This is a genomic window from Vibrio artabrorum, assembly GCF_024347295.1.
Classification (GTDB): domain Bacteria; phylum Pseudomonadota; class Gammaproteobacteria; order Enterobacterales; family Vibrionaceae; genus Vibrio; species Vibrio artabrorum.
The window spans coordinates 1409772-1422815 of record NZ_AP025458.1; the positions used below are offsets into that span (position 1 = coordinate 1409772).

A 13044-nucleotide genomic window follows, 5' to 3' on the forward strand; every position below is an offset into this window, starting at 1 on the left:
TTAGATTTGTAGCGCATAGCCACATTTTTCAATTAGATAATTAATAGTGGTAATAGGGAGAAGGTTGACTATTGAAGACGCGGTTTGGGATAGCTGGCGCCTTGCTGTCGAAGCCGAAATACAGCTTCCTTCTGTATTTAGTCGTTCAAGCTCGGTGACTTGAATTTGAGGTGGAAGGTTCTGCTTCATTACGCCGTTGTAGTTATTGGTTACGGCGCAGTTTGGTTCACTGCCGACGAATCTGTGAGTGATAGCGAGGCTCGGAGCGATATATTTCTTAAATACTTCACAATCTATCTCGGCGTGCAGTTGATTCACCAAGCCACTCTTTTTCAAAAAGTAAGAGGGGAAAGTACGGCGGCTGATGATGAACTCATTGCCTGCGTGAACTGTGATATTCGAGAGATGTGATGTGCCTTGTTTGACCATGGCAAAGCGATCTACAAAAGAGAATTCTTGGTCGTTGTCATTGACGACAAAGATGTGTAGCCAATCGCACTGGCTTGCTGATTGCTCTGCAATATAAGCATGTCCTTTGGTGAATGGATTAGCATTAATTACAACCACCCCGATTTTATCGCCAGATACACGCTGTTTCCGTAGATCATCTTGTAGTTGTTGCAGCTTGTCTGGACGATTGATAAGCAGCACTGAGTTGCGATTTAGTGAGGTCAAAGGGGTAAAGCCCATAGACTCAAAGATGGTTACCTTATCTGGGGTGGTGAAGATAGACAGACTCTTACGGCCAAGTTGGTGGGCGGTTAGCAGTATCTCAGTGACCATGCTGCGTGATAGCCCTTCGCCTTTAAATGCCTCTTTAATTGCAAAGTACTTAACTATGTTGCCGACCAAAGCAACACAGCCTACCAACTCGTTATCTTCGCGATGGGCAGTACAGAAATATTCAGCATCCCCCTCATAACGCAGTCCTTGCGTATCTAATAGCTCCTTTATGTCATCTAAATTGATGATAGATTGTGCGTTTGTAATTGCTATATTCATTTGGATACCCCATCTCTTGCGTTCAGTTTCGCTCAATTAGGGAAAGTAAAAGCTTGATCAAAATCAATTTCGCCAGGCGCGCAAATGCAGCTAATAAATTTAATGAATTTAAATACCTGCTTGATTGTGCTAGCCACTCATCTTGGTAATCTATAGTTCTCTGATGTCGGAAATGTTCATCCTGTGATTTATGCTTAGTTGGCAAAGTGCGAAGAGTTAAGTTTGCAAAGAGAGTAATTGTTGGAAGGAAGGCGTGATGAAATTTAAAATACGAATTTTAGTGATTCAGTCGTTAGTAGCCGTGTTGATAGCTATTTTTTGTGTGTTTACGACTTTGGGCGCAATTGACTCCGTTCTGTCTAACGACCGTATGCACGAGTCTCGAAATTTAGCTATGGTGTTAGCGGTAAACTCCGTAGTGGTACAGGCGACTAAACAAAAAGACACTCGCGCGCTGGACTCGTTTTTTCGGCACGCGACACATATTCAGTCTGACTATGTGGTCATCACCACTGAAGATGGCACTAGGCTATATCATACCGATCCAGCCAAAGAGATCGGTAAGGTTCAAGGAGAGAGTTTTCAAAGGGTAATGCGTGGTGAGGTTGTGACTCTATACCATACTGGACTGTCGGGACTTGGTATAAAGACACGCGCGCCAATTTATGACAATCATGAGATTGTAGGCATGGTGTCAGTCGGGTATTTGGAGAGCCATGTTCATTCTCTTGCAACTCAATATCTTGTTCAAACAATCATGTTAGCTGTTGTGTTGCTGTTATCTATGCTGCTGTTCTCGTGGATGTTTTCAAATTACGTACAACAGCAGCTATCCGGTATGACGCCAGCTCAAATAGCGCGCGCATTTCGTCTACGCATTGGTATTTTGAACTCGGTTGCTGAGGGAGTCATTGCGGTCGATACTTCGGGTAAGATCATGGTTATTAACAAGAGTGCCATAAATATTCTAGGTATAGAAAAACTGAGAGAATCCTTATTTGATAGCCATGTTTCAGAACACTGTTATCCGAGTGATCTTTTTATACCACAAGCAGAAGAAGAGGTGAGTGAAACCACAGTTAATATCAACGGGGAAACTCTACTAGCCTCGCGCACCATAATGCGCGATGAACAAAAGATTATAGGTTATGTGGTGAGTTTCAGACCACGAAATACGCCTGCTATGCTGCAGCTTATGGTGCGTCAGGTGGCGAAGGAGCGCGATGCGATGCGGGTGGTGACGCATGAGTATGCGAATAACATGGCGGTAGTGTCAGGTATGTTAGAGATGCAGATGTATGAGCAGGCCCTTAAATTTATTCATAAGGAAAATAACGTGCTCCAGCAGGATCTTTCGCAGATTACGGGCCATTTTCACCCTATGGTAGCAGCGCTTATTCTGAGCAAAAAACACCGTTCATCCGAGCTTGGGTATAAACTTACTATTGTTGAAGGTTCAAGCTTACGTTTAAATAACTCGCCTTTAACTGCCGATGAAGTTGCGACTATCCTCGGTAATCTGTTAGACAATGCTTATGAAGCGATAGCCAAAACTCATCGTAAAGAGGGAGAGATTGAGTTATTTGTCACTGATGTAGGTAAAGAGATCGTCATTGAGGTATACGATAATGGAATAGGCATTAGTGATGATAAAAAAGATAAAATCTTTAGAGACAGATTTACCAGTAAAGAAGAAGATGCCGCTATGCATGGAGTAGGATTGGCGTTAATCCACGGTTTGGTAACTCGTGCTGGTGGGGATATCGTTGTTGAGGATAATGAGCCAAATGGAACGGTAATTGGTCTGTTTGTCCCGAAACTGGAGAATGAAAGTGATAAATAAGATAAAGACGCTGGTGGTTGAGGATAAGCTAGAGTTGGCAGAAATGATCGCCGCCTATATAGGGCAGAATCCTTACTATGAGGTGGTCGGGATAGCATCGACGTTAGCCGATGCTAAGTTTTTGCAAAACACCATGCAACCCCATCTCATTATCTTGGACAACTACCTACCAGATGGCAGTGGCATAGAATGGCTGAGACGACTGAGAACCAGCTCAGCTTCTGATGTGGATGTTATCTTGCTGACCGCCACCTCGGATGCGCAGAACGTTACTTCGGGCATTAGGTTAGGCGCTTTTGACTATTTGATAAAACCGTTAGCCCTTATTTCATTTAATGATGTATTGAATCGTTTCCGAGATTACTATCGGACCATAAATGGTAAGACGGAGTTAAAGCAGTCTGAAGTGAATCGAGCCTATGGAGTACGCCGCGATAGTAAAGTGGTTGATGAGTTACCTAAGAATATTGACCAATTAACACTGCAACGCGTGATAGAAGCGTTCGGCTCCGAAACTGAACAGACCTCTGATTCAGTTAGTGGTTTAGTTGGAGTGAGTAAAACAACTGCACGGCGTTATCTTGAATATGCAGTGAACCTTGGATTTCTTGAAGCGAGTGTCTCTTATGGTAGTGTAGGCAGACCGACACGTATCTATAAAAAAGTCGGTTAGATAAATAATTATTCGTTCAGTTTTTTAGAAACTCGGATTTTCAATTTTAGTGACCACTATAAAAGTGGCTGAGTTGTACAGTTCTATAAATGAAAGGCGCAGATGAATGCGTCTTTTTTTTTATCTTGAGTTTATATGTACAAGCGTTAGACCGGTAAGACGTTTAAAAATTGAAAGAAGCAGAGAAAGTAGGTGAATTGATAGCAATTTTGTTCAATAACGGGTTTTAAAGTTTCGGTACTTTAGTGTTTTAGCAAAAGAATAGACGAAACAATTATGGAACCATTATGGATAGCTATGTTCACATTTGCGATGATTGGAGCTGTGTCCCCCGGGCCGGTAAATATCGTGGCAACCAGCACTTCGGCTAATTACGGGCTAAAGACTTCGTTGTGGTATGTATTAGGAGCAAGTATTACTTATGCCACTATCGTCTTCTGTTCGGGGAGTCTATTGCGATTTTTGGCCATTGGGATTCCAGATATTGCATGGTTAATGAAAATTGTAGGGACACTTTTTTTACTCTATCTCGCAAAGAAAATTGCTTTTGCGCCATATCAAAGTATTGAATCTATTTCGCAAGACAAAGCCCCTAATGCGTGGCAGGGCGCATTTTTGCAATGTATAAATCCTAAGGCTTGGTTAGTTGCGATGTCGGGTATTAGTTTGTATGTTGTCGATCAGCCATCCTCTTACATCGCACTGCTGATCTTTACCATGATATCTCTAGCTGCATGTTTAGTGGGGGTAGCGAGTTGGGCATTTTTAGGGCAGGCGATAAGAAAGGTATTACACTCTGAGGTAAAGCAGACAATGTTCAACCGAGGTATGGCTGGACTACTCGTGGTTTCGATAGCAAGTATTTGGCTATAAGGAGAATGACATGGCGAAGGAACGCACGGTCGCTTTTAAGCAAAGCACCTTGTTGCCAAACATAGAAATTAGAATAGCGGATAGATCGAGCGCATGCTACGACGCACATTCTCACGATGAATTTTCGTTTGGTGTTATTCAGCAAGGCGCTGCTCAGTACCGCAACCTAGGTTCGCAACACCAAATAGGGGGTGGCGATATTGTTACTATTAACCCCGCAGATATTCGTTCTTGCAATCCTGCTACAGTAAGTTGGTCTTACAACATGCTATTTGTGGATACTCATTGGATGGGTAATATCCAACAGCAAATAACAGGAGATAGACAAAACGATTATTGTGCGTTTTTGCACAATTACGAGAGAGGATACGAGGTTAGAAACAGCTTTCAACGCCTTTACACTTCTCTTGTCAATGGTCATTCCTATCTCGAGGCCGAAACTCATTTTTATGGTTTTATTGAAGAATGTTTCCAACAGCCGAACCCCGATACTTTGCGTGCAACGTCCGTGTTACCTCACCTTCAGCGCGTAAAAGAAAAACTATTGGATAACGTTGAATACAACTTGCGCTTGTCTGAGATCGCGGATGAGGTGGGCGTTAGTCAATATCATCTTATTCGTAGTTTCAAACGGTTCTATGGGTTATCACCGCATGCGTATTTACTTGATGAGCGGATTAAACGTGCGAAATCCATGCTTAAGATGGGGCAAACAATTGTCGACACTTCAAACGCGCTCGGTTTTTCTGATCAAGCGCATTTTCAACGTAATTTTAAGAGGAGGGTGGCAGTAACACCAAGGGTTTATCAATCCTTTTTCCTCTGATTTTATTATTGCATTCTGCTCGTTTCTAAATCCTACCTTAGTCTAAATTGTCGACAATTTTCTTGATTGTCGACAATTTAGTCATGTATGCTGTTTTATTGTTGCTAAATTGTTAATGTTTTGGGGCGACAATTAGAGGTGAGCTGCATGAATATGAATACTGCGATAAAAGATCTCAGCTTAAGTGCAAACACAAAAACACGTGTGAGCGATAAAGAGAACACTAAATCAGAAAACCTCACTGAGTATCTCGTAGAGGCGATTGTTAACGGTGAATTACCACCGGGCAGTAAGATCTCGGAGCCTGAATTGGCTAAACGCTTTGAAGTCAGTCGAGGCCCATTACGTGAAGCGATAATGCGAGTTGAAGGACTTGGCCTGATCGAACGCATTCCTCATGTTGGCGCGCGAGTTATTACCTTTTCGGCAGACAAACTACTCGAGTTATACGCAGTGCGAGAGGCATTGGAAGGTATGGCGGCTCGCTTAGCAGCAAGACATATCACACAAGAAGAGCTTGTCGGGCTTGAAGGGTTATTGTCGACACACTCAAAACACATCGATGAAGTCGAAGGGTCTTCTTACTTTCATCAACATGGGGATTTCGATTTCCATTACCGCATTATTAAAGCGAGTCGTAACAGTAAACTCATTTCGTTGTTGTGTGACGAGCTTTATCACCTATTACGCATGTATCGCTACCAATCGCCAAGAGCACAGTCTCGTCCAAAAGAGGCGCTCGATGAACACAAATACATCCTACAGGCGATTCGTAATCGTGATGAAGAGCTAGCAGAAATGCTAATGCGACGACACATCTCGGGTAGTCGATTGCTAATAGAACAACAAATTCAATCCAAAGATCTTGAATAACGGGCGACTGGTATTTGCTAACGGTTCTTCGCTGGCGAGAGCTAAACATCAGCAGTCAGAAAGCTTAGAAATTAACAATGAACAGGGAGCGTCATTATGAAGTTATCAGCAGGAGCTAAGTTCCGACAAGCTGTGCAAGACAACGACCCATTGCAGATCGTCGGTACGGTGAATCCGTATTGCGCGATGATGGCAAAGAACTTGGGGCATCAGGCGATCTATTTGTCTGGCGGAGGCATCGCCAATGCGTCTTACGGTTTGCCTGATTTAGGTATTACGACATTGAACGATGTGTTGGTCGATGTTGAACGTATTACTAACGCATGTGATCTGCCATTGCTGGTGGATATCGATACGGGTTTTGGTGGCGCATTCAATATTGCACGTACCATTCGATCTATGGAAAAAGCGGGTGCCGCTGCAATTCATATGGAAGACCAAGTCGCGCAGAAACGCTGTGGTCATCGACCCAATAAAGCGATTGTGAGCCAACAAGAGATGGTCGATAGAGTCAAAGCGGCAACCGATGCGAGAACCGATGACAGCTTTGTGATTATGGCGCGTACCGATGCATTGGCGGTTGAAGGCATTGATAGCGCGATTGAGCGAGCGATAGCTTGTGTTCAAGCGGGCGCAGACATGATCTTCCCCGAGGCGATGAATCAACTCGATCAATACGTGAAGTTCTCGGCAGCGCTGAAATCAGCAACGGGTAAGCACGTGCCTATCTTGGCCAACATCACCGAATTTGGCCAAACACCACTCTACAACTGTAACGAGTTAGCTCAATCAAGTGTCGACATGGTGCTTTACCCATTGAGTGCATTCCGCGCGATGAATAAAGCGGCGGAGAATGTTTACAAGCATTTGTTAATTGAAGGCAATCAAGAAGCTCTATTGGATTCAATGCAAACCCGTAAAGAGCTTTACGAACACCTGAATTACCACGACTACGAGAACAAGCTTGATCAGTTGTTTTCAAGCGAAGGGTAAACCGGTTTCAATTAATCAAAAATCAACTTAATCCAATAACGTGAAAGGGTTCGTCGCCATATCCAGTATCGATGATAAAGATCATCGGACATATAAACAGGCAGCACCAAAGAGTGCAGGCGACTAACACAGAAAAGGAGTTCACCATGTCTGTATCTTTGAGTGATAAAGCCGCTGTCGAAAAGGCTTCAACAGAAAACCAACAACCAAGTGAAAAACCAGCTAGCGCACCTGCAATCGGTGGTGCTGGTCTACGTGGCCAGAGTGCGGGAACCACGGCGCTATGTACGGTCGGAAAATCAGGAACCGGTTTAACCTACCGTGGTTATGATATTACCGATCTTGCTAATCATGCTCAGTTCGAAGAAGTGGCCCACCTGCTACTAAGAGGTCATTTACCCAATGAAAAAGAGCTAGACGATTACAAAACATTGTTGATTGGTCTGCGCGGCTTACCTCAACCTTTGAAAGCTGCACTAGAGCTTATCCCTGCAGACGCTCATCCAATGGATGTGATGAGAACGGGCTGTTCAATGCTAGGTAATCTAGATCAAGAGTCTGATTTTTCTGAGCAACTGTCCGCGACCGAACGAATGCTCGCACTTTTCCCTGCGATTATTTGTTACTGGTATCGCTTTAGCCATGATGGCGTGCGCATTGACACTGAAGATCAAAGCGAAGCGTGTCTGGGTGGCTACTTCTTGAAAATGCTAACAGACAAAACTCCAAGTGAACTTCATAAGAAGGTGATGCACTGCTCGCTCACCCTATACGCGGAACATGAGTTTAATGCTTCAACCTTTGCCGCTCGTGTGTGTGCATCAACACTGTCGGATATCCACTCTTGTGTCACCGCAGCGATTGGTACGTTGAGAGGTCCTTTACATGGTGGTGCGAATGAAGCGGCGATGGAAATGATCCAAGATTGGCAAACCGCTGATGAAGCAGAAACGAACATCATGCAGATGCTTGCTAACAAAGACAAAATCATGGGCTTCGGTCATGCCATTTATCGTGAAAGCGACCCACGAAATGCGCTCATCAAGCGTTGGTCAAAAGAGCTAGCTCAAGAGGTGGGAGATAAGCAGTTTTACGCCGTTTCTGAGCGTGTTGAAGCGGTAATGAAGCGCGAGAAGGGACTGTTTTGTAACGCAGATTTTTTCCACGCGTCGGCTTACCACTTCATGGACATTCCAACCAAGTTGTTTACTCCGATCTTCGTGATGAGCCGCCTGACGGGGTGGGCTGCACACGTGTTTGAGCAAAGAGAAAACAATCGAATTATTCGTCCAAGTGCAGACTACACCGGGCCAGAGCATCAAGACTGGCTACCAATCCATTTACGTTAGTCCTCTATATCGAGCCGACTTATATCTCGAGGTGACTTTCTCTTCATGTGATAAGGCCTCGAGAACCAACGAATAGAATTTAACAGATAATGGTGGATGTATGTCTGATGTAAAACTTGAAAGAAACCAAGATCTTGATGAAAACAAGTATCGAAAGGTTCTACCGGGAACGGGTTTAGAATATTTCGATACTCGTGAAGCGATAGAAACGATATCCCCGGGCAGTTATAAAACCTTGCCTTATACGTCACGAGTATTGGCAGAGCAATTGATAAGAAACTGTGACCCTGTAACTCTAGGTCGCAGCTTAAAACAGATCATTGAACGAAAGAGTGACTTAGATTTTCCTTGGTATCCTGCGCGCGTGGTGTGTCATGACATTCTTGGCCAAACAGCTCTAGTAGATTTGGCGGGATTAAGAGACGCGATTGCCGACCAAGGCGGCGACCCTGCCAAGGTTAACCCAGTGGTCGAAACCCAACTGATTGTTGACCATTCGCTGGCAGTGGAACATGCGGGTTTTGAGAACCAAGCGTTTGATAAAAACCGCGCGATTGAAGAGCGTAGAAACGAAGACCGTTTTCATTTTATTGAATGGTGTAAAACCGCGTTTAAAAACGTGAGTGTGATCCCTGCTGGTAACGGGATCATGCACCAGATTAACTTGGAGAAAATGTCTCCGGTGATTCAATCCAAAGAAGGCATCGCGTTTCCTGATACTTGTGTCGGCACAGACAGCCATACACCGCACGTTGATGCTCTGGGCGTTATTGCGATTGGTGTGGGCGGCTTGGAAGCAGAAACTGTGATGCTCGGTCGTCCGTCAATGATGCGTTTGCCTGATATTGTCGGCGTTAAACTGACGGGTCAACGACAAGAAGGGATAACCGCAACGGATATTGTGCTGGCGATTACTGAGTTTCTTCGTAATCAGAGAGTGATCTCAAGCTATTTGGAATTCTTCGGTGAGGGGGCTCGTGCGCTGACCATTGGTGACCGCGCAACCATCTCCAACATGACGCCGGAATACGGTGCGACTGCGGGTATGTTCTACATCGATGAGCAGACTATTCAATATCTCAAGCTTACAGGGCGAGAGCCAGAACAGGTTGAATTAGTTGAACGCTACGCTAAGCAAACTGGGCTATGGGCTGACGCTCTCGATTCTGCTCAATATGAGCGTGTACTTGAGTTTGATTTGTCGAAGGTTGAGCGTAATCTTGCAGGGCCATCCAATCCCCATCGTCGTTTGCCAACCAGAGAGCTGGCTGAACAAGGTATCAGTCAAACATCTTGGAAAGAGCAGCATGCTAAACAGTACAGCGATGATCAGATGCCTGATGGTGCCGTAATCATCGCAGCGATTACCTCTTGTACTAACACCAGTAATCCAAGAAATGTGGTCGCCGCGGCATTGGTGGCTAAGAAAGCCAATCAACTTGGATTAGTTCGTAAGCCGTGGGTGAAAACATCATTTGCGCCGGGTTCTAAAGTTGCCAAGCTCTATCTCGAGTCGGCAGGTTTGCTTCCTGAACTTGAACAATTAGGCTTCGGTATCGTCGGCTATGCATGTACTACCTGCAACGGAATGAGCGGGGCTTTGGATCCGAAAATCCAACAAGAGATCATCGACCGCGACCTCTATTCAACCGCTGTGTTATCGGGGAATCGAAACTTTGATGGTCGAATCCATCCCTATGCCAAACAAGCGTTTTTAGCCTCACCGCCATTGGTGGTTGCTTATGCTTTAGCGGGTACGATTCGCTTTGATATCGAGAAAGACAGCTTAGGCACTGACATCAACGGCAAGCCAATCTACTTAAGTGATTTATGGCCGAGTGATGCCGAGATCGATGCGGTTGTCGGTGAACATGTTAAGCCTCAGCAATTCCAACAAATCTACCTAAAAATGTTCCAGCCGGACGAGGATCAGGTAACGACAGCACCGCTTTATGACTGGCGACCTCAAAGTACCTATATTCGTAGACCACCTTATTGGGAAGGGGCTTTGGCGGGAGAACGAAGCCTATCTGGTATGAGACCTTTGGCTATTCTGGGGGACAACATCACGACCGATCACTTGTCTCCATCAAATGCGATTCTCGCTTCGAGCGCGGCGGGGGAATACCTTACCAAAATGCAAGTGCCGGAAGAGGACTTTAACTCTTACGCGACCCATCGAGGTGATCACTTAACCGCGCAACGAGCAACATTCGCCAACCCTAAGCTGTTTAACGAAATGGTGAAGGACGCTGGAGAAGTCGTGCAAGGTTCATTGGCACGAGTTGAGCCAGAAGGACAGGTTACGCGAATGTGGGAAGCGATAGAAACCTATATGAATCGCAAGCAACCCTTGATTGTCGTTGCTGGCGCGGATTACGGACAAGGCTCATCACGTGACTGGGCAGCCAAAGGGGTGCGTTTAGCGGGTGTTGAAGTGATTGTGGCTGAAGGGTTTGAACGAATCCACAGAACCAACTTGGTTGGCATGGGCGTATTGCCTCTGCAATTCAAAGTAGGAACCAATCGCAATACCTTAGAGTTGGATGGCACCGAGCTTTACGACGTGTACGGCGACATTGAAGCGGGTTCTGATTTGGCTTTAGTGATTACTCGCAAAAACGGTGAAAAGCTTGATGTTCCCGTGACCTGTCGACTAGACACCGCGGACGAAGTGAATGTGTACAGCGCTGGTGGTGTGTTGCAACGTTTCGCCAAAGACTTTCTTGCAAATTAGGAGCTAGGTATGAACATCAAACAGATTAAAGTACCTGCTACTTACATGCGGGGCGGAACAAGCAAAGGTGTCTTTTTCAACCTAAGTGACTTACCTGAAGCTGCGCAAGTCGCCGGAGAAGCACGAGACGCATTACTTCTGCGTGTGATTGGCAGCCCGGACCCTTATGGCAAGCAAACTGATGGTATGGGTGGTGCAACATCCAGCACCAGTAAAACTGTTATTGTTTCGAAAAGCAGTAAAACCGATCACGATGTTGATTACCTATTCGGCCAAGTAGCAATAGACAAGCCGTTCGTTGATTGGAGCGGTAACTGCGGCAATTTGTCTGCTGCAGTGGGCCCATTTGCTATTCATAGTGGCCTCGTCGATTCGAATCGCATTCCAGAAAACGGTGTGGTCGAGGTGCGAGTATGGCAAGTGAATATAGAGAAAACCATTATTGTTCATGTGCCTATCGCTGATGGGGAAGTCCAAGAGTTGGGTGACTTTGAACTCGACGGTGTGACGTTCCCCGCCGCGGAGATCCAAGTTGATTTTCTAGACCCAGCCGATGCGAGTGGCTCTATGTTTCCGACAGGGAATGTTGTCGATTTTTTAGATGTTCCCGATTTGGGTTGCATCAAAGCGACATACATTAATGCTGGGATACCCACCATTTTTGTGGATGCTGAATCGGTGGGTTACCAAGGCACCGAACTTCAATCCGATATCAATAGTGATACTAAAGCCTTGGCTCGGTTTGAGTCGATACGAGCCCATGGTGCAGTAGTGATGGGACTTATTGATTCACTAGAACAAGCTAAATCACGCCAGCACACTCCTAAGGTGGCCTTTGTAGCTAAGCCTCAAGCGTATCAAGCTTCCAGTGGAAAAGTGGTTGCTGCCGAAGATACTGACCTTCTGGTGCGTGCTTTGTCGATGGGGCAACTGCATCACGCCATGATGGGGACAGCTGCGGTCGCCATTGCTTCAGCGGCAAGTGTGGCAGGCACCTTAGTTAACTTGGCAGCCGGTGAGGGAGGTCGTGATTTTGTGACCTTTGGCCATCCTTCGGGAACTTTAAAAGTAGGGGCTAAAGCAATCCAAACAGAAACAGGCTGGAAAATTGAGAGGGCGTTTATGAGTCGCAGTGCCCGAGTGATCATGGAAGGTGTTATTCGGGTGCCTTTTCCCAAGTAAAGCGCAGCTGTGGTGGTTTTCATCGAAAAAACGAGATTAAAACATCGGATTCATTCAATAGCTTGTATCGATACGAGCGACCAGTAAACTAGACGCACTGAGATATTAATTGAGTTTGAGAAGTATACTTGTCATGAAGGTTACATTAAGGGCTGCAAAGCACTCGGATTTGGAACAACTTAACGAGTTAATGTTCGATCTCCACCATCACCACCATCTTGCGAGCCCAGAGCACTTTAAAACGGCAGAAGAGATTGAGCAGGAAAAAAGCATTGCACGATACTTGGACGATCCTGAATGCTTAGTTTATGTGGCATTAAAAGGCGAGCTCGTTGTTGGCTTTATCTCAGGACATTTTTGTGAACTCATCTCAACGGTGAGTAAACCTGTGCCTATGGGGAGTGTCGATGAACTGTTTGTGTTACCTGATTATCGAAAAGAATCGATAGCTGAAAAGTTATTTAGCAAAGTTGAAGCGACTTTTGATGATTATGGGGTTGAACAAATTTTTGTAGAAGTTTGGGACTTTAATTCACCTGCCAAGGACTTCTATCAAAAAATGGGGTTCACCCCTCACATTCAATGGATGAGAAAGGCTTTGCACAAAACATAGACAGCGATTTTGTGTGGTTTTGATTACACTAGGTAGGATGCTTTAGCAGTTTTAAATTTCTTCTATTATTTATTAGGCAA

The 13044-nt window shown here is 45.1% G+C and carries 11 protein-coding genes; 10 read left to right on the forward strand and 1 reads right to left on the reverse strand.

What is annotated here, in order from left to right:
- The gene (gene citC / locus OCU36_RS06385; RefSeq protein ID WP_261839553.1) at nucleotides 1–1002 is read right to left on the reverse strand and encodes a [citrate (pro-3S)-lyase] ligase; all 1002 of its coding nucleotides are present in this window, start codon (nucleotides 1000–1002) and stop codon (nucleotides 1–3) included.
- Nucleotides 1003–1258: 256 nt separating this feature from the next.
- Here citC and OCU36_RS06390 point away from each other — a divergent pair, with 256 nt between their 5' ends.
- From OCU36_RS06390 to OCU36_RS06435, 10 genes are all read left to right on the forward strand, one after another.
- Entirely contained in the window at nucleotides 1259–2845 is a 1587-nt protein-coding gene (locus tag OCU36_RS06390) for an ATP-binding protein (protein WP_261839554.1), read from the forward strand.
- Entirely contained in the window at nucleotides 2835–3518 is a 684-nt protein-coding gene (locus tag OCU36_RS06395) for a response regulator (protein ID WP_261839555.1), read from the forward strand. The genes OCU36_RS06390 and OCU36_RS06395 overlap by 11 nt, the downstream gene beginning before the upstream one ends.
- Nucleotides 3519–3794: 276 nt before the next feature.
- Complete coding sequence (locus OCU36_RS06400; protein WP_261839556.1) at nucleotides 3795–4391, forward strand: LysE family translocator; 597 nt, start codon at nucleotides 3795–3797, stop codon at nucleotides 4389–4391.
- A 10-nt stretch (nucleotides 4392–4401) separates the two neighbouring features.
- The gene (locus OCU36_RS06405; RefSeq protein ID WP_261839557.1) at nucleotides 4402–5217 is read left to right on the forward strand and encodes an AraC family transcriptional regulator; all 816 of its coding nucleotides are present in this window, start codon (nucleotides 4402–4404) and stop codon (nucleotides 5215–5217) included.
- 153 nt (nucleotides 5218–5370) lie between these two features.
- Nucleotides 5371–6090 (forward strand): GntR family transcriptional regulator, encoded by a 720-nt coding sequence (locus OCU36_RS06410; RefSeq protein WP_261839699.1) that lies wholly within the window; start codon nucleotides 5371–5373, stop codon nucleotides 6088–6090.
- A 96-nt stretch (nucleotides 6091–6186) separates the two neighbouring features.
- Nucleotides 6187–7083, forward strand: a complete 897-nt coding sequence (prpB, locus tag OCU36_RS06415) for a methylisocitrate lyase (RefSeq protein WP_261839558.1) — start codon at nucleotides 6187–6189, stop codon at nucleotides 7081–7083.
- Nucleotides 7084–7229: 146 nt separating this feature from the next.
- Entirely contained in the window at nucleotides 7230–8432 is a 1203-nt protein-coding gene (gene prpC, locus OCU36_RS06420) for a bifunctional 2-methylcitrate synthase/citrate synthase (RefSeq protein ID WP_261839559.1), read from the forward strand.
- A 100-nt stretch (nucleotides 8433–8532) separates the two neighbouring features.
- Nucleotides 8533–11169 carry a Fe/S-dependent 2-methylisocitrate dehydratase AcnD gene (acnD, locus tag OCU36_RS06425; protein WP_261839560.1) on the forward strand — a complete coding sequence of 879 codons (2637 nt, stop codon included), beginning with the start codon at nucleotides 8533–8535 and terminating at the stop codon, nucleotides 11167–11169.
- Nucleotides 11170–11178: 9 nt separating this feature from the next.
- On the forward strand, nucleotides 11179–12351 hold the full coding sequence (gene prpF, locus OCU36_RS06430) for a 2-methylaconitate cis-trans isomerase PrpF (protein ID WP_261839561.1): 1173 nt from the start codon (nucleotides 11179–11181) through the stop codon (nucleotides 12349–12351).
- A 133-nt stretch (nucleotides 12352–12484) separates the two neighbouring features.
- Nucleotides 12485–12964 (forward strand): GNAT family N-acetyltransferase, encoded by a 480-nt coding sequence (locus tag OCU36_RS06435; protein ID WP_261839562.1) that lies wholly within the window; start codon nucleotides 12485–12487, stop codon nucleotides 12962–12964.
- Nucleotides 12965–13044: the final 80 nt, after the last annotated feature.

What these genes read in the sequence shown, in the direction of transcription:
- citC (WP_261839553.1), bottom strand. Translation starts at nt 1,002, where the DNA reads ATGAATATAGCAATTACAAACGCACAATCTATCATCAATTTAGATGAC.
- OCU36_RS06390 (WP_261839554.1), top strand. Translation starts at nt 1,259, where the DNA reads ATGAAATTTAAAATACGAATTTTAGTGATTCAGTCGTTAGTAGCCGTG.
- OCU36_RS06400 (WP_261839556.1), top strand. Translation starts at nt 3,795, where the DNA reads ATGGAACCATTATGGATAGCTATGTTCACATTTGCGATGATTGGAGCT.
- OCU36_RS06405 (WP_261839557.1), top strand. Translation starts at nt 4,402, where the DNA reads ATGGCGAAGGAACGCACGGTCGCTTTTAAGCAAAGCACCTTGTTGCCA.
- OCU36_RS06410 (WP_261839699.1), top strand. Translation starts at nt 5,371, where the DNA reads ATGAATACTGCGATAAAAGATCTCAGCTTAAGTGCAAACACAAAAACA.
- prpB (WP_261839558.1), top strand. Translation starts at nt 6,187, where the DNA reads ATGAAGTTATCAGCAGGAGCTAAGTTCCGACAAGCTGTGCAAGACAAC.
- prpC (WP_261839559.1), top strand. Translation starts at nt 7,230, where the DNA reads ATGTCTGTATCTTTGAGTGATAAAGCCGCTGTCGAAAAGGCTTCAACA.
- acnD (WP_261839560.1), top strand. Translation starts at nt 8,533, where the DNA reads ATGTCTGATGTAAAACTTGAAAGAAACCAAGATCTTGATGAAAACAAG.
- prpF (WP_261839561.1), top strand. Translation starts at nt 11,179, where the DNA reads ATGAACATCAAACAGATTAAAGTACCTGCTACTTACATGCGGGGCGGA.
- OCU36_RS06435 (WP_261839562.1), top strand. Translation starts at nt 12,485, where the DNA reads ATGAAGGTTACATTAAGGGCTGCAAAGCACTCGGATTTGGAACAACTT.